Source organism: Flavobacterium pisciphilum (assembly GCF_020905345.1).
Taxonomy (GTDB): Bacteria; Bacteroidota; Bacteroidia; order Flavobacteriales; family Flavobacteriaceae; genus Flavobacterium; species Flavobacterium pisciphilum.
Genome location: NZ_JAJJMO010000001.1, coordinates 3,636,382 through 3,661,013, shown reverse-complemented (window position 1 = coordinate 3,661,013; position 24,632 = coordinate 3,636,382). Strand labels below are relative to the sequence as shown.

The following is a 24,632-nucleotide window of genomic DNA, read 5'->3' as shown; positions in this document are numbered from 1 at the left end:
ATAAAATGTTAATAGCTTTAATCTATCATATCAATAAGACTAAATTTCCATCAAAATGTTACACTTTAATCTTAAAATATATTTGTTTTCTTAATTTTGCATCTAAAATAAAAAAATATAATGAAGAAATTATTCTCGTTTCTAATTCTCTCAATGGTTACACTGTTTATAGCCAGTTGTTCTTCTTCTCAAAAACTAACAACATTAAAACCCGAACCAGATGATGCCAGTCCACTACTATATGACAACACCCCTTCATTTATTAATTTACCCATAACCGTAAAACTAAAAGACATTGAAAACCAAACCAATACCATCCTTAATGGCTTAATTTACGAAGACAACAACATTGAAGATGACGATATTGAAATCAAGATATGGAAATTAGCTCCTATAAAAATTGAAGCTGACCCAACTAATCCTGGCAAAAAAATAAAAACTATTTTACCTTTAAAAGCGCTTGTAAAGTACCGAATAGGCACTAAACAATTAGGCGTCGAATTATACGACACGCGAGAATTTAATTTGAATGGGGTAATTACATTAATTAGCTCAGTAGGATTAACCAACTGGAAGCTGAACACTAAAACCGAATTAAAATCATTAGATTGGAATGAGAGCCCAACAATGAGTGTTTTTGGAAAAAATATGCCAGTAACTTATCTTATAAATCCGGCTGTTTCTATTTTCAAATCAAAAATAGAAAAAAGTATTGATGCAGCAATCGAAAAATCGATGGATTTTAAACCTAATGTTTTAGCAGCTTTGGAAAAAATTTGTACTCCTTTCCAAATGAATGAACAATACGAAAGCTGGCTGAGAATTGTACCTATAGAAATATACTCTACTGATGCCTTACTAAAAAACGATTCTTTTTTGTTAGAAATGGGTATGAAATGTAATATGGAGACTATAATTGGCAAGCAACCTGAAAGCAAATTTAATGCTTCCAAAATTGTTTTGAAACCTGTAGCAAAAATTCCAAAACAAATTACTGCTAATATCGCTGCAGTTTCAAGCTATAAGGACGCTTCTAAAATCATGACTAGAAATTTTTCTGGACAAGAATTTGGTTCTGGAAGCAAAAAAATCACAGTAAAGAATGTTGAAATTTGGCACAAGGAAGGAAAAATGATTATTGCCTTAGATGTTTTAGGAGCTGTAAACGGAACCTTATATTTAAATGGTTTTCCAAAATACAACCCACAATCTAAAGAACTTTATTTTGACAAACTCGACTACGTTCTTGATACAAAAAGTAGACTAACCCGCACAGCTAACTGGCTTATGCAGGGCTACATTTTAAAGAAAATGGAGGAAAGCTGCCGTTACTCAATACAACCAAACTTAGAAGAAGGAAAACAAAGTATGCTTACCTATCTTAAAAATTATTCTCCTATGCCTGGTGTTTTTGTAAATGGAAAAATGGAAGATATCGAATTTCAAAAAGTAGAATTGACAAATCAAGCCATTATTGCTTTTATAAAAGTTAATGGAACTGTAAATGTCTCGGTAAACGGATTGAAATAAAATCTAGCTTACGCGTTTTTCTTTTTAGATTGGTACATTCTATAAATCAAGTAACCAATTACTAAAACAAGTAAATACGGCACTACCATTAGATAGACAATTCCATCATTTACTGCTTCGGCTTGTTTTGTATTTTCATCACCACCAAGAGCTGCACGGCACATTGCGCATTGCGCATTGGTAGATAAACTAAAGAAAAAAATAACCAACAAGAAACTAATCTTTGCTAGTCTAGAAACATTATGTTTCTTGTTGTTTGTATTTATATTAAACATAATAAGGGGAAATCATTAAATAAACAATCACTCCGGTAATAGCAACGTATAACCAAAGTGGAAATGTAATTCTTGCAATTTTTTTATGACTATTGAAGTTCTTTCCAATTGCACGAACATATGTTATCAAAACCAATGGAACGATTGCAATTGACAATAAAATGTGAGAAATTAAAATAAAGAAATACACATATCTAATCACTCCTTCTCCACCAAATTTAGTAGAATCTGATGTCATATGATATGCGATGTACATCACTAGGAAAGCCAATGAAAGAGCAATTGCTGTAGTCATCAAACGCTCATGTAGCTTTCGATTTCCTTTTTTAATAGCCATTACTGCAATAATTAAAACCAAGGCTGTAATACCGTTTATTGTAGCATAAATAGGTGGCAAAAAAGTAAGTGGCTCTACATTATACCCAAAATCTTTAAGTTTTACTCCAAACAAGATAGCTACTACAACAGGAATTACAATTGAAACAAGCACGATGTACTTGTTGTATTTTTTTTCTAATGAATTATCCTCCATTTTATTCTTCTAATAATATATTTATATCTTGTTGTATGTCTCTAACTCCTTTTTTATCCAATCCATCGTAATAAAGTATTGGGTTTCCAAAATCATCTTTGCGACAACGGATATCTCCATTTTTATCTATTAAAGCAAATAAGCCTGAATGCTCAAAACCTCCGCTTACTTTACTATTTGCTCCTGCATATAAATTAAATCCTTTATTAGATAAATCTAAAATAACATTTTTATCTCCTGTTAAGAAATTCCAATTAGATGACTTAACTCCTAGTATTTTCGCGTGGTCTTTTAAAACTTGTGCTGTATCATGAGCTGGGTCAATTGTTATTGAAACGATTCCAAAGTTTGGATTTCCAAAAAACTTTTTCTCTATTTCTAACATACTCAAATTCATCTTTGGACAAATTGATGGACATGTTGTAAAGAAAAACTCTAAAACATAAACTTTGCCTTTATAAGTTTCATTAGTTATTTTGACGTTATCCTGATTTGTTAATTCAAATTTAGGAGCTGGACCAATTTTTACTAATTTCCCGTCATCCTTAACATTTTTCCCACTAACACTATCTAAACGGCTTCCTTTTACGACAGTATCATTTTTTACTCTATCTATAATTTTAGGAACAGCATAAATACCAAAAATCAATACTATAAATGAAATACCGATGTATGATTTGTTTTTAAACATGATAATATAATTTTAAAGTTGTTTTGTTGCGTTATGATTTTTCTTAAGAGCAGCACGATATTCATAAAGAATAATCTTAAAATCATCTAGCATTTCATTGCTTAATTCTGAAGGATGGAATGTATTATACCCTTCCTTGTAATTTTCTTTATCTTTTCGCCCTCTTAAATTTCGTTCTTTGTCAACAATAAAGACATTAGGCGTTCCTAGATACTGATCCAGTTTTCCAACTAAATGCAATTGATCATAGTAGGCACTAATTTCGGCTGGAGAAGCAAAAACAAAATGCCATTGTGATACATCAGTAAATGCTGCTAAAGCGTCTACAACTTTACGTGTATCTTCTTCTGTTCCTAAGGGACAAATTACGACAAACTGTAAATCTTGGAAACCATGATAACGTTGATAAACTTTTTCGTTTAGATTAAAATAATTACCACGATTTTTTAAAATTTCTGATCCTGAAAAACCTAGTATTGTTATTTTATTATCCAAACCAACTTTTTCACCTCTTAAGGATTTCCAATCTCCTAAGTTGGCAATTTTAGGTGTTACAACAGGTAGTTTAGTAAAGCCATTCACGCCAGATGCAAAAAAGAGATAAGCAACTATAGGCAAAACGAAGAGAACAAAAAGAACTATATTTTTTTTCATTATACAAGGGAAAAAATTAAAGTACAAAAATAAAAAAAGGTACGCAATGCGTACCCTCTTTTTGAATTAATATCATGTTAAAAATTCCATTTAATGGTAGAATCTTTAAAAACCCCAAAAATATAATGTCCTTCGGTTAAAAGTATAAACAATAAATACAAAACTAGGAAAATAACCGTTGAAACAACCGACCATCTAAGACCACTTTTTTCACCTTCCATGTGCATAAATGCCCAAACTATATAATAAGCTTTGTATATTGTTAGAATATAAAATATCCAATTCAATAAATTCAAACCTATAAAATGATTAAACTCTAATACTCCTGGTTTGTAAATACCAAGGAGAACCTCCACTGTTGTTACAACTGATAAAAGTGCAAAAACAAACCAGATTCTTTTTGTATGTGATACATATTCGTGTGACATAATAATATAAATCTAAAATTAAACTAAGTAGAAAACTGTAAATACAAATACCCAAACTAAATCGACAAAGTGCCAGTATAAACCAACTTTCTCCACCATTTCATAGCTTTTTCTTTTTTCATAAGTACCTATCAATACATTAAAAAAGATAATAATATTAATGATAATTCCTGAGATCACGTGGAAACCGTGAAAACCTGTAATAAAGAAAAAGAAATCAGCAAACAATTTATTTCCGTATTCGTTTCTAGTTAAATTAGCACCTTCTACAACATAATGTGCGTCACCTAATCTTGACTCTGACTCTTCTCTAGTAAGAATAGTTTTTTGTTTTTTCTCAGTAAGTTTTTCAGTTCTTACTAATAATTCTGGATGCGCTTTAAAACCTGCTTGTACTTCAGCAACTGAATATGTTGGCAATGTTTCAGCATCGCTCATAAACCATTTACCTTTATCTCTAGTCAATACCTCTCTTCCTTCTGGTAACTTTACTGCAAAATCTGCAATAGCAACACGTTGACCATCTTTATCAACAAACTGAAGTAAACTTCCTCCTTTTGTTTCAATAGCTCCGTATGATCCTTTAATAAAGTTTTTCCATTCCCAAGCTTGTGACCCAACGAAAATCAAACCTCCAATAATAGTTAAAAACATATATACTGCAACTTTGTTTTTTTTCATTTGATGTCCTGCATCAACAGCCAAAACCATTGTTACAGATGAGAAAATCAAAATAAATGTCATTAATGCGACATAGTACATTGGTGCAGATACACCATGCATAAAAGGGAAGTGATTAAACACTTCATCAGCCAATGGCCAAGTTTCAATAAATTTAAATCTAGAAAAACCGTAAGCCGCTAGAAATCCAGAGAACGTTAAGGCATCCGATACGATAAAATACCACATCATCATTTTACCATAACTTGCTCCTAATGGCTCATTGCCGCCTCCCCAAGTTTTTTCTTCATTATTTGCAGTAGTAACTGTCGCTTCCATAAAAGATATTCGTTAAAAAGTTCCCAAATTTACGTTTTTTTCTTATTTAAAGAAATATAAAAATAAAAATAAATAGACCCACAAGAAATCAAGAAAGTGCCAGTACATTGCACCTAGTTCTATTCCAAGAGTTTGAGTCGAATTGTATTTCTGTTTAAAATGATTATAAATAATAACTAAAAGAGAAATAATCCCTCCAGCTAAGTGAAATAAGTGTGTAACTGTTACAACATACAAGAAAGTTGTTGTTATTGTACTCTCAGCTCCTGTAAAATAATACCCATTTGCTACGATTTGTCCAAATCCAACAAACTGTAAAATCACAAACAAAATTCCTAATGCTAATGTAGTCAAAAGTAAGTTAGTTGTAGCTGTTCTATTATCTTTTTGCATTGCCTTTTTCGCTAAATGAAAAGTAACGCTGCAACCTATAATAACCAATGTACTATAAAAAAATGCTGGAGGTAATTGAAAATCCTTCAACCAATCGGTTCTTGACTTACTAACCACAAAAGCACTTGTAAGTCCTGCAAACATCATGGTCATACTAACCATTGCAAACAATAAAATTAATTTAGATGACTTAGCGCTCCTAGCTCTATTTTCATCTGCTGTCATTGTCATTTCCATAACTATCTTAAAAATTTATCTAATATATAAATCAACTGCAACAAGGTAATATAAGAAACACTTACCAACATTAATGTTCTTGCTGCTTTGGCTGTTCTCAGCTTATACAAACGAACGGCATAAACCAACATCCAAACACCCAATAAGAACACTAAAATTGCCGCTATTGGCGTAATAAACAATTTACCTGTATATCCTAAAGCTGGTAATAATGATGCCACTATAAGCCATACCGTATACAAAATAACCTGCAATGCAGTTCCTTTATCTTTTTTTCCTGTAGGGAGCATAAAAAATCCTGCTCTTTCATAATCTTCATACAAAAACCAGCCAATCGCCCAAAAATGAGGGAATTGCCAGAAAAACTGAATTAAGAAAAGCGTTCCTGCTTCTATACCAAAATCTCCTGTTGCTGCAACCCATCCTAACATAAATGGAATTGCACCAGGAAAAGCTCCAACAAAAACTGATAACGATGTTACTGTCTTTAATGGGGTATAAACACTGGTATATAAAAATATGGAAATCGCCCCAAACATTGCTGTTTTTGGATTGATTGTATAAAGTAAAGTTAATCCAATAATTGTAAGTAAGCTCGCTACAAACAAAGCCACTTTTGGAGACATTCTTCCTGAAGGAACTGGTCGATTCTTTGTTCTGTCCATTAAGGCATCCAGATCTTTTTCGATAACTTGATTAAAGGCATTTGAAGCCCCTACCATACAATATCCTCCAATTGCTAAAATTAGAAGTACTGTCCATTGAAAAGGATGTTTGTCATCAAAACCAAGTAAATAACCTGCTATTGAAGAAAACAAAACACTTACAGCGAGTCCTGCTTTTGTGATTTCTTTGAAATCATTAAAAATAGATTTGAGTGAAAGTGTATTTTGTGTTGCGTCCAATGCGTTGTTATTTTTGTTTTTTCAAAACTGGTGCAAATGTACAAATTAGATTGCAGAATTTAGGATGATAAAATTACATTTTTTCAAATGAAGCGATCAAATACACCTCAATTTTACCATAAAAGCCAATCATCTGCAAAAAATCTTACTAAATATTCTAATAATCGAAATACCAATTAAAGACATCTGCTCTTAATCCGAAAGTAAACCATGTGGTACTTTGCTTAAAAGTAGTCACAGTATCTTTAGTAGGATCAAAACTTCTGTAAATCAAACTTCCGAATAATTTTAAATTAGTCGCTGGATTTACCAAATATCCTGCCTGTATGTCTGCAATAAAAACTGATGTTTTATTTCCTTGACCCACATTCACCCCTTTATTATAGGGTCTTTTTTCATCATAACTTTTATAAATATTTGAGCCATAATTAAATGAATCTTCAGCTGTGTCAAAGTCTAAACCTCTTGTTCCTGTTGTAATTTTTGCATCTGCAAAATACCTTCCTTTATGATATCGAGCAATTGCAATAAGTTCACTAAAATTACCTCCCCATTGATGCCCTATGCTTTGATTATTATGCCCGTAATTTGTAATAACTGCGCTATGTGAATATACATATGGACGAACATGATTGTACTCTAACTGCAACAATAAATTTGGTACTTGGAAAGCATTATAATATTTAGCTCCTAATTGATATCCAAATTTGTTCTTCCAGCTTTTTTCTCCGCTTTTCATATCACTAACCGAAAATTCATCCAAAAGGAATTGTCCATATAAATTTATTTGGTCATTCCATTTGTATTTTGCCGTTAAACCTAACAAAGCATTACCACTTCTAGATGAGGAAGCAAACTCTACGGATCTATAGAAAATAATTGGATTAGCAAATGCCATATCAAATCCTCTATCATTATTATTGGTCCAAATTACTGATTCGAAGAAACCTAAATTCAATCTATTTGTAACATTCAAACTCAAATAATGGTTCGCCATGAATTTACTAGCATACGTTTTATCAACTGTTGCATCTGGTCGAATATCTTTTAGAAACATATAAGTGTTCGTGTATTTTATTTTCCAAAAGGTAGTATTCATTTTAAAATATGGATAAGGGCTCGCCCCATCACTTTCCAATAAAGAACGATATCCATCTCCTATAAAATTTCTGCCATAACCCAATTGAAAATTAAAAATCTTACTTGGTGTATAGGTCAAATTTGCTTCAGCTGAAGGAAAATCAAAACCATTTGTTTTAAACTCCTTACCTATACCGATCCCCGGAACAACCCCAGGGTTACCTCCTGAAGGCTTTATTGACTGCGCATAACTATTATAATAATCTGCAAATCTTCCTTGGCTTTCAAAAACTGTTGTGGTAAAATTAAGTTGCTTACCTAGCCCTCCTCTAAAATTAAGTGCTCGTGTATTTACGTAAGTATAAGAAACATCACTTTTTGTGTCCTTACCTACTTGTAAATCCATGATAGCATTTAATGTAAACCAATACCCTTCTCCTTCAACTTCGACTAAACTTTCATTCCAAAGCTTGCGCCCTAACCAACTTGAAACATTCTTTTTAAGCGATTCATTCACCGCTTTAAGATTATAGTACTTTGAAACTTCGGCGTAGGTATATGGCTTTGAAGCTGTATGATTATTACTTCCTACTCTATTCATAGCACCGTCAAACTGGGCATAATAACTATGCGAAAACGGAACATTTAAATGGCTTTCAAATTCTGGATTTGTATATTTTTTATAAACAATACTATCCAATTCTGTTAATGGCTTAGTAGCTGGTTTAATAATTTTAGCAGCAGCTATAGCTTCTTCTGAAATTTGCCCTGCTGTTTTTAATGGTATATTAATTATGATTGTATATTTTGAATACGTAGGCTTCCCATCATAAGTCGATGGCTTAATTTTGGGAAATGCTGCAAAAACACGTTTTGTTTCCTGAACTAATTCCTCATTATTTGCATTAACATATATAACCTTAAACTCACCGGTTTTATCAACCTCAAAAAGCACTCTTACATCACCTTTATAACTATTCTGCTTTAAAGTTGATGGAACTTGGAAATTATTAAATACAAAATCCTGCACCTTATCATAAAAACAACGTTCCAAGGTTTTGCCTTTTAAATTTTCACAGGTTGGAAAAATCGGGAACTCTTCTGAAGTAAAACCAGAATTAACTGTTAGATTATGTGTTTCCTGTGAAAGAGCTAGTAATGAGTATAATGTTATAAGAAAAGTTAAGAAACCTTTATTCATATGGTTTTGGTTGTGAATTTAGTATTGGTTTTGCGAAATTTCCCCGTTTGCAATTGCTTTGGCATTTGATGTTCCTATGCGCTTCACTCCAAGATTGATCATTTCAACAGCTTCTTCGTATGTTCTCACGCCTCCTGCTGCTTTTACAGGTAATGGTGAAGCATTTTCTAACATCTTTATAATTGACGGAACTGTAGCGCCATTTGGCAAGTTATTTTCTGTTTTATAAAAACCTGTCGATGATTTTACAAAAACTGAAGAGTATTCATTCTCTTCAAAATTTTGAATAATTATATTCTTTATCAATGCTGACAATTGTATAATTTCTTTATCATTAAGCGCAGCAACTTCAATAATCCATTTTACAACTTTATTATTAGTCAATCCTAATAGTGTACACTGTAAAATTTCATTCTTCACTAAATCAATTTCTCCATTTTTGAAAGCTTCGTAGTTGCATACAAAATCCAATTCATTTGCTCCATCTTGTATCGCTACATTTGCCTCCGCTAACTTTGCTTCTAAACTTGATTTTCCTTCTGGAAAATCAATTACTGTCCCTATTAAAAGACTCGATTTAGCCTCCGAAATCATTTCCTTAGCTAAACTTACTTTGTCTGGACGAATCATTATCAATTTGAATTGCTCTGCTATAGCTTCTTCAATAGTATCCTTAACTATCTGTGTATTTTCTGCTTCTGTCAAATTTGCCTGAGCAGCCGTTTTTAAATATGTTGAGTCTAAGTATTGTCTAATATTCATAGCCATAAATAAATTAATTGTATTAAATCCTGATTGACAAAAATACATTTTATATTGAGATAAGTTTAGAATTAACTGCTACTTTTAATCAAGCTTAAATGGAAGTGTTTTTTGACTACAAATAGTATATTATATAAGTTCCAATAAACAAAAAATCCCACCGAAGTGGGATTTTTTAATTTACTATTTTAGTGACTATCTTATTAAACAACAATACAGCAATTATGGCTGATGTTGCTCCTAGCGAATTTGCCAAAAAATCCATCATGTCTGCACTTCTTGTTAAAGTGTATTCACTTTGCAAGATTTCGATTGTAATTCCAAAAAAGGTCGAAAAAACAAAAGAAAGTAATAATGGTCTAAAATCATCTGCATTCTTAAATTGTTTTTTAAAATACAAAAACCACAGAAAAGCAAAACCAAAATAAAAACAAAAATGAACTAATTTATCTATGTGAGGTATACTTACAACCGGTATATTACTTGACTCGGTCAAACAGAGAAAAATAATAACCCCTGTCCATAATAAAGCCAAACATAAAAAAAATATTTTTTTAAGCACCTATTAATTCTTTATAAGCCTCAGCAGATAATAAAGAATCTAATTCTGATGTATCTGAAATTTTAATTTTAATCATCCATCCGTCTCCATAAGGATCAGAATTTACTGTTTCTGGAGCACTTTCTAAACTTTCGTTAAAAGCAATAATTTCTCCAGACAAAGGCAAGAACAAATCTGAAACTGTTTTTACAGCTTCAACTGTTCCAAAAACTTCATCTTTATCAAGTGTTTGATCTAAAGTCTCTACTTCAACATAAACAATATCTCCTAATTCTTTTTGTGCAAAATGAGTAATTCCTACTGTTGCAACATCACCTTCAATGCTAACCCATTCGTGATCCTTTGTGTACTTTAAATTTGTTGGTATATTCATAATAAATACTTATTGATAATTGATAATAGAATTTTAATAGGGCAAATGTAACAATCTTCTAATCAAATTCTCTTTAGAATCTGAAAATTAATTTCCAAAATTATATCGAATGGTAAATCCTGATCGAATATTCGTTAAAGGATATAATGTCGATATAACTGCTTTAGAAAATGAATGGTCATAATAAAAGATTGCTGTTAGATTTTTACTGAACGAATAATCTGCAGTTATTTTTACTGACCAAATATTCTGTCCTGCAGCCAGTTGATTATTATCATAATCCAAATAACGAACCATTGTTTGATTATTTCGATATGAGAAATCTCCTTTTATATTGATATCACTTTTTATAATTCCTGTTGGACTATCTGCCAATGTCGATGAAAAAATCACATCTTTAATACGATATCCAAGACCTATGATATATTCCATTCCTTTAACTTCTGTCAATAAATTATTATCAAAACTCATTGACAATGCTCTATCTTTCTTAATTTCAGTTAGCACTTTTAAAGAACTCTTCAACTCAAAATCCATTCTGATAAGCGGACTAAATTGCTCCACTAAATTCACATTAGACATGATTGTTGCATTATAAAAGTTATCGCTTTCTGGATCTCTTCCTCCTGGGTTTTGATCATATTTAAAATTAGAACGATACTGATTAATTGTATAAGATGCTCTATAATTATGTTGCAATGAAAAACGCTTAAACTTTTCTTTAAAGTATCTATAACGCATCAATCCGTTGTACTTTATACTCCAGTTTGGAAGTGGAAAACTTTTAAAAATACTTGTTGAACTACTAGAAGCATTCCCTCCAGAATAAGCTGCCAAAAATGAAGGAAGCAAAACTGCCTGATTACTTTTTGTAAATCCAATTGGGTATCCCACATTTCCATTATACAAAGCATATTTTGAATCACCTACTGCAGGAATAGGATTAAGTATATCTCCATATCTTGGAATATTGGCTTCTGATCCATAATAACTTTCTGCCAAACGATTTGCAATTACTAAACGATTTGATCTAAAGTCATCAAACGCAGATGAAAAATTCTGATCACTTGTAGAGAATGCTGTTTTTATTAAAATTGTCGAAATAGAGAACATTCCATAATTATATGGTGATCTCGCATGATACAATCCTGTTTCATCAACATCATATTGCTCTGAGAAATTTGACGAATAAGCACGATCTGCATTCAAGTCGATTTTTAAATCAGGTAATAAATCAATATTAGCCGTTGCTTTAAACATCTTATTCGTTACCTGTGAGAAGTTCTGATTAAAATCCTGATAATTAGTCAACCAACCATTTTTGGCTGCCTCATAACGCACATCATCCTGACTTCCAAAAATAAATCCTAATGATGGTCTAGACGAACCTAAGAATCCAACACTTGGTGTATATCCCGGTAAAACTGTTCCACTATTAACAGTGTAATTAACCTGAATATTTTTTATACTTGTCAACACTCCTATTAAACCATCTTGGAAAGCACTATTCTTTGCCAATGCTTGATTTGTATTTACTACTTTCTCCCCTGGTTTTGGTACAGTTGGTTTTGCCTTAGGAGTTTTAGCACCTCCTTTTGTAAGTCCTAAATACTTATAAAGCGTATTCATATTCATTGCTGCAGTAAATGTATTCGAATTTGCATTCTGAACTGTATTTCCTAAATCATATAAAACCCCTTTATCATCTTCAAAACTTGATAATGCTTCTGATGTACGCTGCCAACTATAATCACCCGTATAAGAATAACTCGCTTTTAAAAATCCTAATACTGGAATTTTATATAACGGAATTTCATAATTTAAAACCAATTGTTGCATATGCTGATTTGGCGTACCAATATCCCAATAACTATCCCAAATACTGAAGCTATCAATTGGTTCATTATCGGCATTCAAATAATTTTTAACGATATTATTTGACGATGCTGTATAGTTTATTTTTAATGATTTTGTTAAATTAAAATTAAATCCATACTGATAATTAAAAGCAAAATTTCTTCTATACATTGGATCTAATCCGATACCCTCAACATTCTCAACTTGTCTAAATTCCTGACGGTTATACTGTCTTATGATGTTAGTATTGAATGTAATATTTGATGGCAAATAATTAAAATTAAAATCACTCAACATCTTCCAATAGTCGCTTTTCTTGAAATATTTACTTTTCTTAAATGGCTCTACTGTTTTTGGTTGAAAACTGTAAGCATAATTTACAGTTGTGCTAGATTGTTGATCTTGATAGCTTTTTATCTCATAATCATGGCGCTCTACCTCGTTATATGATTGTGAAAATGTAAAGTTTTCAGGATCGTAAATATGCTGTTTTTGTTCTGGTGCTCTGTCTTTTCTAACTCCAATAAAGTTAATACTTCTACGCTTTGTATAATCAATAGCGCGATTTTTGATATTATTTTTTTCAGCAGAATCTGTTGTTACATCCAATAACTGTTTCAATTTAATATCTTCATTAAACGGATCATACTCTGGCGTAATTGTCTCTTCTCCTACTGCATAATTAAAAGGTAAATTAATTCCCCATTTTGGTGGCAATAACTTTCCTAAATTTAAATTAGTTACAATGTTATATTGTTGAATATCTTCTCTACTTCTTTCATTTGGTCCTTGCTCTAGTGAACCAAATCCTATTGTACTTTTTCTTCCTGTTGCAGAAACAGTTGCAAAATCGGCAAAATTGGTATCAATATTTAACACTGCTGCCATACCTCCTTTGTTATCCATTTCGGCTAAACGCAACTCATTAAACCAAACTTCACCTTTAATATCTTGGTGTGTTTCTGCATTTTTAACCCCCACCATTAAGTTTCTAACTAATCCAAAATTCGGATTACCTTTTATACCTAATCGCAAATTACTATCTCCGTCACCATCTGGCTTAGAGATATCATCATCTGGATAATAAATCCCGTCAAGCGGAAGCGTATTCGGATCAATCTTCATCGCCTCAATTTTCATCTTTGTCAATAAAGACAATGACAAATCAATATTGTTTTCTTCTGGCCAAACAATTTCTGGGCTTAAAGGCGAACAATTTGAACCTGTTGTAGAGGTTGGAATTGTTACTTTTAATGGAACCTCAATTTGGTAGAAATTTTGTGTAAAGTCATTTCCAAAACGAATAAAACCTACCATTTGTCCATCTCTCAATACGATTTCATCTGGTAATGATTCTGCATGTAAAAACATTTTTAATCTGTTGTATTGACGCATATCAACACTTACATTTTTAAATACTGCTCTTGAATCTTTTGGCTGTAAACCATTTCCTGAAACTCGTAATGCCAGTGCCTGTTCGTTTTGATTGATAATTGTATTGTTATTATACAATTGCTCACGCGCAACACCTGGAGGTGAAACATAATTTACTGGGCATCTAGCCCCATTCTCTTCTATATTTACTGCTGCAACATCAAAAGTTGTATTATCATCATCCACATTAACATCTGAAGGATCCAATGTATTTGTATATCTTCTCCACTCTCCTCTTACTAGATCTAATGCTCCAAAACGAACTGTAACATTACTTGCGAACCCTGTCATGAACATTCTCATGAAACGAATTGATCTAAAATCAGATATATTACCAATTGTATTTTGAGGCTGAGAAACTGGAATTTTAAACTGTATCCATCTGGCATCTGTAACTGTTCCGTTTGCCATTGTCACTTGTGTATTTCTTATATCCGTAACATAGTTTTGTCCTTCTTTCATGTTTGGCTTAACATCTATACTATACTCATAATATGCATTAATCGTATTCATAGTGTTATCCCTATTGATATCTTCTACATCTGGAAGTGTTGTTGATGCTCTATTGGCGTCATTTATATCTACTGCTGAGTTTCCTTCTACTCCATTATAATTTTTATAACGATCTAAAACCCCTCCTGTAGTGTTTAAATAATATCTATAGTCATCAGCTGCTGGATCTGCCTCTGAAGCAAAATTATTATAAACTGTTCCTTCTTTAGCATTTGGCAAACCATCTAAACCAACATCTTGATTTGCTCTATTTGAACTGCTATTATCAAATGCATAAATTAAAGATTGTGACGCTGGAACATCTCCCCATAAAGGCTGTGGCTTTACTACTATCTGATTTGGTCCTAAACCATTTTCATATTGTTTTCTACCATCTTTTAAAATATCTTCTGAAATTTCACCTAAGTTAAAATATACCTTTCCTGTATTTGTTTGATCTGTTTGTCCTACTCCTACAAATGGATCTAATACCCAGAACTGAATATACTCGACATTTCCTTGTTCAAAATCTGTTGAACTCAAAGAACGCATTATACCTCCAAAATTATCCTTCGGATTTAATGCATAATTCAAATCATTATTATACGGTCCTCTTTCTGAAGGATAATACGTTAAATCCAACGTATTTACTACTTGTGATTGTCCTTGTGCAATATCTGTTAATGGGTACAACTCTTCACTATAAATTCTACGAGTCGAGTTTAATGATAAATCATCGTTAGTTATTCCTGAAGGTTTCGAAGCATAAAAAATTGGATCAATTGAATACCATGCTAGTTTCGCTCTTTTAAAACCGTAACTTAAATCATTATTTTTTGCGTTAAAATTGTAGGTACTTGTTGCATTCTCTTCTGGTGTTGATGCTAAACTCCATGCATAAGCTGAACGCATATCAATTGTAGATTGCGATCCTTCAAAATCATCTACATAAATAGTTGATTCTCCTTCAAAATTATCTGCTTTTGGTGTTCCTGGTTTTAAGAAAGCAACTTCTCCTCTTATCGAAAGATTTGAAGGAACATCAGTATCCATAAATGGCAATTTGTTTACCAATCGGGTAAAGAAAGGAACTTCTGTAGAGAAATTTGTATTGAAACCATAAATCATATTATTTACAGATTCCTGCCCATAGCTTGATTTTTGTGTAAAAGGTTTCTCTGTCATTTGCAAGAAAGTACCCCCAACAGTAAAATTTTCAGAAATTTTATGTTGTACATCTATTCCCATAAATCTTCGGGTTTGTTGTCCGAAAATAGAGTTATTCTCTAATGAAATTTCAATTGGTGTATTTGATGCTTGAAGTGATGGATCTAAAATCTGAACTCTTCCTAATTGATAGTTTACACTATAATCAATTCCTTCGACTAACACACGACCTGCGGCAGTAACAACAACTGATCCTTGTGGAACGTTAAAAGCTCCAATAGGGATTCCGTCACCACCAGTGGATTTATATTTACCTCTTAATAAGAATTTATTTTTATCACTATCCTGTAAAGCTCCCGATTGTGTATTAGAATACATATTACGGAATACATATTTTCTTTGATTCGCATTATATGTACTCGTATTACGATAATCTTCAGCTGTACTATTTGACAATTTAGAGAATAACAATTCTCCAAAAGGTTCTTTGGTCGTAAATATAATTCTACCATTTTGAGCATCGACTGTCAATCCTGGTAAGAAATCAAAGAAACCATCACCTCCTACTTGAGGGTCATTATTATAATTTAACTTATCCAAATTAAATACTTTTAACAAAGGCGTTTCAGCTACTTTGTTATCTGGAGTAGGATTTGGAGGAAATGGCGTTCCTGAAACTGGTGTGATATAGTTTATAGGAGACGGATCTGTATATAAAATATTGAATCTAAAGTCCTCTTGTTTTATTTGATATGCTCCAGGGATTTGATAGATGTTTTTCATCATCAAGTTCCAAACTGGATTTTTGACATTGGTCAAATTACTTTTCAGCATCTTCAATATCAAACTTTGTGTTATGATAGCCTGATTCGAAGGATTATTTCCTGTCACTACTGTAGCATCTACACCGTCGTTTCCAAATTCTCCGACTTGAAATACCTGATCACCTACTGTATATTCATAGGCAACTGCTAGAACTTCATCATTTGCTAATCGTTGTTGCAATGATACATATCCTAATTGCGCATTAAAGGTATATTCATTTGAATTTAACTTTCTTGCATTTTCTAATTTTGAATAATCTTGTCCCTCACTTACTGTAGTATTAAATCCTGAACTTGAAGTAACAATTTCACGAATATTACTATTCAATAAACCTGTCCCTCCAGCTATTAATTTAGGGTCATATTTATTATTACCATTATCTACTGGTGAACCTACTGACTTAAGGAAAATCCCTGCCGAAGGGTTTAAAACTACAATTTCGCTATCTGGAATTCCGGCTATTTGTGCTTCTCCCAAATCCTGTAGTGCAATAACATTTCTTAAATTATTATTTGTTGTACTAACTCGATTTTGCTTATTAGTAACCCAAACTTCTAATCGTGTTATTTGGACACGGCTATCTATAAAAGGATATTTTCTTAATGAAGAATCGTACTTATTTCTAAAATATTGTGATAAGAAAAAGTGTCTATCATTATCATAGTTCAAGGCATACAAATCAAAATTCTGAACTGTACCTCCACCTTCTGCTACTACACTTTTGGCTTGTGATTTTTGTTCTGAGAAAACACCTGTAATCGTAGTTTTTCCAAATTGTAATTGCGCTTTTACTCCAAATAAACTTTGTGCTCCTCTAATTAAAGTACTATTAAGTGGCAAACTTACATTACCAACCTCAATTTTTTGGATGATATCGTCTTCTGATGGGGTATATTCTAATTTTATTAAATTTTGAAAAGCAAATGTTGATTGCGTATCGTAATTCGCATTTACATTTAAACGCGTACCTACTTTACCTTGCAAACTCATGCTAATACGTTGATCAAAATCAAAAGAAAGATTTGATCTATTTCTAGGAGAAAATGATGGATTGTCCTGTTTTGTATAACGAGCTCCTAAATCTATTTCGACAGAACCAGTTGGTTTTACATCGATGGTATTACTTCCAAAAATAGATTCGAAAAGTCCAGATCTAATATAATATCGAGGTAATAAATCTTTTTTGGCATCTTCGGCTCCATCTTTTTTACCATCAATAGCATCTACTTTTTTCTTAAAATAGTTTCTTCGAGATTCCTTTAAGATAAGTTTCTCATACTCTTCTGGCGTTAAGACAATAGGATAATTAATTGAAAATCCATCTACAGTATTAGTATAGATATAGCGATCTGTTACTGGATCATAAGTATATGCAGAAAGAATACTTTGCGGATCTTTTATTTGTATTTTACCAACAGAATACCCTGCTTTCGTTGTATCTTGAGCTTCTTGTTTAACCTGAGCTTTGGATACAAACCCACAAAATAAAACCAGTAAAGAAATACAAATTTTATGCATATATCCTGTGTGTTTTTATGTACGTTTTTTATAAACTTTTTAAAGCCTTCTTAATTATTGACTCAACAGTCGCTTCAGGGTCTTCTTTAATGATTTTTTCAATCACTTTTTCAGACGTTTTTCTAACAAATCCTAAAACTTCTAAAGCTGATAACGCTTCATCTCTGTTTGTATTGTTTTGAAGCATCGAAACTTCATCTAAATCGTACAATTTAACAATTTTTTCTTTCAAATCAAGGATTACTCGTTGGGCAGTTTTGTTCCCAATACCTTTTATTGATTGAATTACACCAACATCTCCGGATGCTATTGCATTAATTATTTGTTTCGGGTCTAACGAAGATAACATTGTTCTGGCAATATTTGCCCCAATTCCCGATACGGATAGTAGCATTCTGAAGATTTCTCTTTCAGATTTTTCTACAAAACCAAATAATGTATGCGCATCTTCTTTTATTTGAAGATGCGTATACAATTTTATAAGATCATTATTTGGAATTAAAGAATAGGTATGCAAGGATATATTTACGTGATACCCAACTCCCCCGCAATCAATAACAACTTCGGTAGGGGTCTTTTCTACCAATTTTCCTTGCAAATGTGTAATCATAATATAATGTTAATAATTGCCAAATATAACAAAATTTGAAGTAAAAATACGACAACTAAAAACAATACTTAATTACATCATGTTATTTATTTAAATTATTCTTTTTAATCTGTTTTTCTTGAGCATCTATAACTGCTATAGCAGACATGTTTACCATCTCTTCTACACTTGCTCCTAATTGGAAAATATGAACTGGTTTACCCATTCCTAGCATTATTGGACCTATTGAGTCTACTTTATTAAGTTCTTTCAATAATTTATAAGTAATGTTTGCCGATTCTAGATTAGGGAAAATAAGTGTGTTTACTTTTTTTCCTGCCAATTTAGAGAAAGGGAATTTTTCTTGAAGTAATTCTGGATTTAAAGCAAAGTCTGCTTGAATTTCTCCATCTATAACTAATTCTGGGTGATTTTTATGCAAATAAGCTACTGCTTCTCTCACTTTTGATGCTCCTGGATTTGTTGAAGACCCAAAATTAGAATACGAAACCATAGCGATTACTGGCTCTACACCAAACATTTTTGCAGTTTTAGCAGTCATAACAGCAATTTTAGCCAAATCATCTGCAGATGGATTGATGTTAATTGCGGTATCTGATAAGAACATTGGTCCTCTATTTGTCATCATCATGTTTGCTGTAGCAACAAGTGAAGCTCCTGGCGCTTTCTCTATAAGTTGTAACATTGGTTTTACAACTGATGGATAACTTCTTGAATGTCCAGTTACCAATGCATCTGCTTCTCCTTCATTAACCATCATTGCAGCGAAATAATTTCTTTCACGCATTAATTTTTGAGCGTCTAGTAAAGATATACCACGTCTCTCTCTTGTTGACCAATAAGATGCTGCAAATTGATTTCTTCTTTCTTCTTGATCTTTTGTTTTTGGATCAATAATCTCTACATCTGCATCAAAACCTAATTCTGCTTTAAGCTCAAGAATGATTTCTTTATTTCCTAATAATATTGGGAAACCAATACCTTCTTCATGTACAATTTGAGCTGCTTTTAATACATTTAAATGGTCTGCTTCTGCAAAAACGATTCTTTTCGGATCCATTTTTGCTCTGTTTGTAATCAAACGAACCATTTTATTGTCATTACCTAAACGTGCCAAAAGTTCTTCTTCATATTTTTCCCAATCTGTAATTGGGTTTAAAGCTACTCCTGACTCCATTGCTGCTTTGGCTACTGCTGGTGCAACTACGGTAATTAATCTTGGATCAAATGGTTTTGGAATTATATACTCTCTTCCAAATCCTAATTTAGTAGCTCCATAAGCAACATTTACTTGCTCTGGAACTGATTCTTTAGCTAATGAAGCTAGTGCTCTAACAGCAGCCATTTTCATTGCTTCATTAATTTTAGTAGCTCTTACATCCAAAGCTCCTCTAAAAATATAAGGGAATCCTAATACATTATTTACTTGATTTGGATAATCTGAACGACCAGTAGCCATAATAACATCTTTACGAGTTGTAATAGCTAGGTTATAATTGATTTCTGGATCTGGATTTGCCATTGCAAAAACAATAGGATTTTCTGCCATCCCTAACAACATATCTGCTGTCATGATATCTCCTGATGATAATCCAAGGAATATATCTGCTCCTTTTAAAGCTTCTTCTAAACCAATTGGTTCAATATCTTTAGCATATTTTAATTGTAAAGCAGATAATGAAGGGTTATTTTTTGTTAAAAGCCCTTTACTGTTATACATTAAGATATTCTCTACTTTTACTCCTAATAAAACATACAAATCAGCACAAGCTAAAGCTGCTGATCCTGCTCCTGAAACTACCATCTTTACATCTTCGGCTTTTTTATTTGCCAACTCTAATGCATTTATTAAAGCTGCTGAAGATATAATTGCTGTACCGTGCTGATCATCGTGCATCACTGGGATATTAAGTTCTTCTACCAATCTTCTTTCTATTTCGAAAGACTCTGGTGCCTTAATATCTTCTAGATTAATTCCTCCAAATGTTGGAGCAATATTCTTTACTGTTTGAATGAATTCTTCAATATCTTTTGTTCCGATTTCAATATCAAAAACATCGATATCCGAAAATATTTTAAATAACAATCCTTTCCCCTCCATTACTGGTTTTGATGCTTCAGGACCGATATCTCCTAAACCTAAAACCGCGGTTCCATTAGTTATTACAGCAACAAGATTCCCTTTTGCAGTGTATTTATATACTTCGTTTACATCTCTTGCAATTTCTAAACATGGTTCAGCAACACCTGGTGAATACGCCAAAGACAAATCTCTTTGGGTTGCATATTTTTTGGTTGGAACTACTTGAATTTTACCTGGAGTAGGCTTTGAATGATACAATAACGCCTCGCTTCTTTTACTATCTTTATTCATTGTTTTTAGATTTTATTCTAGCTTACAAAGATATAAGACTTGGTTTAAAAAGGAAGCTTTTTTACTGTTCTTTTATTTAAAATGATATTTGATCTTAATCTACAAAAAAATAACCCGATTAATTTCGGGTTATTTTACAATATACATTTAGTTTATTTTTTTACTGTGATATATAAGAATTTAGATGATTAATGGTGTCTTTTTGAATTTCTATTATTGATTTCACAACATCACTTATAGAAACAATTCCGACCACAATACCATTATCCACTACTGGGAGATGTCTTATTCTTTTACTACTCATCAATTCCATACATGAATCTAAACTATCGGATAGGCTTATTGTAATGACATTACTTTCCATAATTTCATGAACAAAAGTCTCTTTTGAAGATTTGTCTTTCAGCACAATTTTTCGTGCATAATCTCTCTCCGATAATATACCTTTTAACTCTGTTCCATCTATAACTAAGATGGCACCAATGTTCTTATCACCCATTACTTTCAATGCTTCGTAAACGGTGGTCGATGAAAGTACTGAATAAACTTCTTTTCCTTTCGCGCTTAGTATTTGATTAACAGTCATATCTGATATTTTTAAGAACTATAAATTTAAAAAAAAACACGTTACAAATAACATTAATTTTAATTTAAACTTAAAAATACACTCAATTTATCATAAAAACCAGCAAAACAAAGCATTTATTATATTTTTATAACGTATTTATTGCATATTTATCTACAACAATTAAGGACTATCTAAAACAAACAAAGCCTTTTCTTAATGAAGAAAAGGCTTTGTTTGTAAATGTGGTATTTACTTTAGATGTACTACTTATATTATTGCATCGAAACGATAATAAATTCGCTTCGTCTGTTTTGCTGATGTTCAGCTTCTGTACATGGCACTCCATCTGAGCAGTTGTTTACTAACTGACTCTCTCCATAACCTTTCCCTGTTACTCTATTTGGAGCAATCCCATTTTTTACTAACCATTGAACTGTTGATTTTGCTCTTCTATCTGATAAAGCAATATTATATTTAACTGTTTGTCGGCTATCTGTATGTGAGCGTACATCGATTTTCATCTTTGGATATTGGTTCATTACCGTTAGAATTTTCTCTAATTCAAAAGCAGCATCTTTACGGATGTGTGATTTATCTAAATCAAAATAGATAATCGGAATATCAAGCGTTTTCGCCAAATCTGTTCCTACTCCTATTGGTTTTATTCTTTTTTCTAAAGGAACTACTAGTCTCGTTTTTCCTGTTTCTGTTTTAATTACAACTGAAAGTTCTTTGGTTTCGTAATCTTGCTTACTAGCTCTTACATGGTAAGTTTTACCACAATCTACATTAAATGTATAACTTCCGTCTACTCCTGTTACAACTTCGCTAATTGTTTTAAATTGCTCGTCTAACAAAATTACTTTGGCATTGTCTACAATTTTGTTAGTTTCTAAATCAACTACCGTTCCTATTAGCACTTGCTCACAAAGTAATTTTCTGATTTCTGTAAATCGGTAGATATCATCATTCCCATTTCCTCCCTCTCTATTTGACGAGAAAAAACCATTTCTTTTTTGGCTGTCAATGATAAATGCAAAATCATCTTGTTTGCTATTTATTGGTGCACCTACATTTTGTACGGCTGCATAGGTTCCGTCATTGTTAATTTTTGATACAAACACATCTAATCCTCCCAAACCTGGTCGTCCATCACTTGCAAAATATAACTCATTTTCAGCTGTGACAAATGGAAAAGTTTCTCTCCCTTCTGTATTTATTGCAGCTCCTAAGTTTTCGGGTTTACCGTAGCTTCCATCACTATTAATTTCTACACTATACAAATCTGATTGTCCTAGAGTTCCTGGCATATCTGATGCAAAATAAAGCTTCTTTCCATCTTTACTTAGTGCTGGATGCGCTGTGCTATATTGATTGCTATTAAATGGTAATTCAGTTACATTAGTCCATTTCCCATTAGAAAAATCTGCTTTATAAAGTTTTAAAAGAGTGATTTTTTGTTCATCTCTTCCTCTTTTTCCATCTAGAAAATTGTTTCTTGTAAAATACATCGTTTTCCCATCTTTTGTAAAAACAGGTGTTGATTCATTAAATTTTGAATTAATTTTCTTTTCAAATCGTTCTGGCTTTCCAACTGTTCCATCAGCTTTTAATTCAGCCGAGTAAAGATTGGTAAATGTTTTATTTGTCCACTTAAATTTACTTTTAACCACTCCTCCCGTATCTCTGGCTGATGCAAATACTATTTTATTATCATAATAAGCACTTCCGTAATCGGTTTGTGTAGAGTTAATTCCTGCATCTGCTATTTCGAAACGACCTGAATTAGCTTTTATTTGTTCTAGGTAGTTCTTATTTTTTTCAAATAATATCCCTCTTTTATCTGTATTTATTTTTTTATTGAATGCTTCTAGGGTTTTATCTGCTTTGGCATAATCTCCCGTAGCTTTTAATGTTTGTGCGTAGCGGTAATAATATTCTGATTCTTGCTCTTGGTTCATTTCAAAAAGAGCATCATACCATTTAGCAGCTTTGCTTAGTTCTCCATTAAAGTAGTAAGCATTCCCTAGTTTCTGGAACATCTTCTCGTCTTTATAGCCTTTTTCGGCTACTCTTTCATAAGTAGCAATTGCATCGATATAGGCATATTGAGCATAATCTTTGTCTGCTTTTTTTTCTGTTGCCGTTTGTGCTTTTCCTTCTAGTACTATCAGTACTAAAAAAATGGCAGTAACTATATATTTAATTTTCATCTTTGGGGGATTTAGAAGAATCTTGGTGAGGTTATACGGCTGTAATTATTGAAGAATTCAAATCGTAAAAATATCTCATGTGATCCCGAGTTATAATTATTCAATCTAGTAGTTTCTCGATCGTATGCATATCCTATATACAATCCGTCGCTTACTTGAAATCCTACCATTGCACTTAATGCTGCACTCCATCTATAAGCAACTCCAGCAACAAATTTATCATTGAACATAAAGTTTGCTGAAAGATCTACTTGTAATGGTGATCCTTCGACCATTTTGGTAAGTACAGCTGGTTTAAACTTAATGTATGGATCTAAATCAAACACATAACCTGCTATTAAATAATAGTTTATTTTGTCTTTAAAAATTGCTACTTCATTATCTTTATCACTATATCGGTTGGTTTCGATGAAGTTTGGAATTGATAATCCGATGTATGCTTTATCTGAATGCCAATACACCCCTGCTCCTACATTTGGAGTGAATTTACTATTTAGGTTTTGAAACTGTGGATCTCCTTGGTGTTCTGGATTTAGTTTATTGATATCTAAATTAAACAAGTTTGCTGTTCCCTTGATTCCAAAAGATAGCTTAAAGGTTTCTGATGTTGGAATTGTATAAGATAAATCAGCAGAAAGGGTATTCTCATTTGTTGGTCCAATTTTATCATTTACTAATGAAACTCCCAATCCAAGGTTACTGTTATTTAATGGAGTATTTAATGAAAAACTACTGGTTTCTGGTGCTCCATCGAGTCCTACCCATTGAGTACGATAGAGTCCAAAGATGCTCATTGCTCCTCTTGAACCTGCGTATGCTGGATTTATATTGATGGTATTGTACATATATTGCGTGAACTGTGCGTCTTGTTGCGCATATCCCATCGCTGAAAAAAACATAAAAACTAAAACTAATTTTCTCATTTATTTTTCTTTTAAGAATGGCTTAGCTT

The 24,632-nt window shown here is 32.2% G+C and carries 19 protein-coding genes; 1 reads left to right on the top strand and 18 read right to left on the bottom strand.

Translation table 11 applies throughout. The features are described 5' to 3' along the window. Nucleotides 1-120 precede the first annotated feature (120 nt). Nucleotides 121-1,530, top strand: a complete 1,410-nt coding sequence (locus LNQ49_RS15535) for a DUF4403 family protein (protein WP_229989943.1) — start codon at nucleotides 121-123, stop codon at nucleotides 1,528-1,530. Nucleotides 1,531-1,538: 8 nt separating this feature from the next. Here LNQ49_RS15535 and LNQ49_RS15530 read toward each other — a convergent pair whose 3' ends face one another. The 18 genes from LNQ49_RS15530 to LNQ49_RS15445 all read right to left on the bottom strand — a co-directional run bounded on the left by LNQ49_RS15530 (nucleotide 1,539) and on the right by LNQ49_RS15445 (nucleotide 24,603). Beyond that, nucleotides 1,539-1,805 (bottom strand): hypothetical protein, encoded by a 267-nt coding sequence (locus LNQ49_RS15530; RefSeq protein ID WP_229989942.1) that lies wholly within the window; start codon nucleotides 1,803-1,805, stop codon nucleotides 1,539-1,541. Continuing rightward, nucleotides 1,798-2,337 carry a DUF420 domain-containing protein gene (locus tag LNQ49_RS15525; protein WP_229989941.1) on the bottom strand — a complete coding sequence of 180 codons (540 nt, stop codon included), beginning with the start codon at nucleotides 2,335-2,337 and terminating at the stop codon, nucleotides 1,798-1,800. Before LNQ49_RS15525 ends, LNQ49_RS15530 begins: the two co-directional genes overlap by 8 nt. 1 nt (nucleotide 2,338) lies before the next feature. Further along, a complete protein-coding gene (locus tag LNQ49_RS15520; protein WP_229989940.1) occupies nucleotides 2,339-3,028 on the bottom strand; it encodes an SCO family protein in 690 nt (229 codons plus the stop codon). A gap of 12 nt (nucleotides 3,029-3,040) precedes the next feature. Next, entirely contained in the window at nucleotides 3,041-3,682 is a 642-nt protein-coding gene (locus tag LNQ49_RS15515) for a hypothetical protein (RefSeq protein ID WP_229989939.1), read from the bottom strand. Between the two features lie 77 nt (nucleotides 3,683-3,759). Continuing rightward, complete coding sequence (locus tag LNQ49_RS15510; RefSeq protein ID WP_229989938.1) at nucleotides 3,760-4,110, bottom strand: cytochrome C oxidase subunit IV family protein; 351 nt, start codon at nucleotides 4,108-4,110, stop codon at nucleotides 3,760-3,762. Nucleotides 4,111-4,128: 18 nt separating this feature from the next. After that, nucleotides 4,129-5,109 carry a cytochrome c oxidase subunit 3 gene (locus LNQ49_RS15505; protein ID WP_229989937.1) on the bottom strand — a complete coding sequence of 327 codons (981 nt, stop codon included), beginning with the start codon at nucleotides 5,107-5,109 and terminating at the stop codon, nucleotides 4,129-4,131. A 42-nt stretch (nucleotides 5,110-5,151) separates the two neighbouring features. Further along, nucleotides 5,152-5,739 carry a cytochrome c oxidase subunit 3 gene (locus tag LNQ49_RS15500; protein WP_229989936.1) on the bottom strand — a complete coding sequence of 196 codons (588 nt, stop codon included), beginning with the start codon at nucleotides 5,737-5,739 and terminating at the stop codon, nucleotides 5,152-5,154. Between the two features lie 2 nt (nucleotides 5,740-5,741). Further along, nucleotides 5,742-6,644, bottom strand: a complete 903-nt coding sequence (gene cyoE / locus LNQ49_RS15495; protein ID WP_229989935.1) for a heme o synthase — start codon at nucleotides 6,642-6,644, stop codon at nucleotides 5,742-5,744. 157 nt (nucleotides 6,645-6,801) lie between these two features. Beyond that, a complete protein-coding gene (locus LNQ49_RS15490) occupies nucleotides 6,802-8,925 on the bottom strand; it encodes a gliding motility protein RemB (RefSeq protein ID WP_229989934.1) in 2,124 nt (707 codons plus the stop codon). Between the two features lie 18 nt (nucleotides 8,926-8,943). Further along, nucleotides 8,944-9,687 carry a deoxyribose-phosphate aldolase gene (gene deoC, locus LNQ49_RS15485; protein ID WP_229991341.1) on the bottom strand — a complete coding sequence of 248 codons (744 nt, stop codon included), beginning with the start codon at nucleotides 9,685-9,687 and terminating at the stop codon, nucleotides 8,944-8,946. A gap of 175 nt (nucleotides 9,688-9,862) precedes the next feature. Beyond that, a complete protein-coding gene (locus LNQ49_RS15480) occupies nucleotides 9,863-10,249 on the bottom strand; it encodes a VanZ family protein (RefSeq protein WP_229989933.1) in 387 nt (128 codons plus the stop codon). Next, nucleotides 10,242-10,622: a glycine cleavage system protein GcvH gene (gcvH, locus tag LNQ49_RS15475; protein ID WP_229989932.1), complete on the bottom strand. Its 381-nt coding sequence runs from the start codon at nucleotides 10,620-10,622 to the stop codon at nucleotides 10,242-10,244. The genes LNQ49_RS15480 and gcvH overlap by 8 nt, the downstream gene beginning before the upstream one ends. A gap of 87 nt (nucleotides 10,623-10,709) precedes the next feature. After that, nucleotides 10,710-17,915, bottom strand: coding sequence for a T9SS outer membrane translocon Sov/SprA (gene sov / locus LNQ49_RS15470; protein ID WP_229989931.1), 7,206 nt, complete (start codon nucleotides 17,913-17,915; stop codon nucleotides 10,710-10,712). Nucleotides 17,916-17,943: 28 nt separating this feature from the next. Then, nucleotides 17,944-18,525, bottom strand: a complete 582-nt coding sequence (gene ruvA / locus LNQ49_RS15465; RefSeq protein ID WP_229989930.1) for a Holliday junction branch migration protein RuvA — start codon at nucleotides 18,523-18,525, stop codon at nucleotides 17,944-17,946. An 82-nt stretch (nucleotides 18,526-18,607) separates the two neighbouring features. Next, nucleotides 18,608-20,899: an NADP-dependent malic enzyme gene (locus tag LNQ49_RS15460; RefSeq protein WP_229989929.1), complete on the bottom strand. Its 2,292-nt coding sequence runs from the start codon at nucleotides 20,897-20,899 to the stop codon at nucleotides 18,608-18,610. A 160-nt stretch (nucleotides 20,900-21,059) separates the two neighbouring features. After that, nucleotides 21,060-21,485 (bottom strand): CBS domain-containing protein, encoded by a 426-nt coding sequence (locus tag LNQ49_RS15455; protein ID WP_229989928.1) that lies wholly within the window; start codon nucleotides 21,483-21,485, stop codon nucleotides 21,060-21,062. A gap of 254 nt (nucleotides 21,486-21,739) precedes the next feature. Further along, a complete protein-coding gene (locus LNQ49_RS15450) occupies nucleotides 21,740-23,680 on the bottom strand; it encodes an OmpA family protein (RefSeq protein ID WP_229989927.1) in 1,941 nt (646 codons plus the stop codon). An 11-nt stretch (nucleotides 23,681-23,691) separates the two neighbouring features. Continuing rightward, entirely contained in the window at nucleotides 23,692-24,603 is a 912-nt protein-coding gene (locus LNQ49_RS15445; protein ID WP_229989926.1) for a PorP/SprF family type IX secretion system membrane protein, read from the bottom strand. Nucleotides 24,604-24,632: the final 29 nt, after the last annotated feature.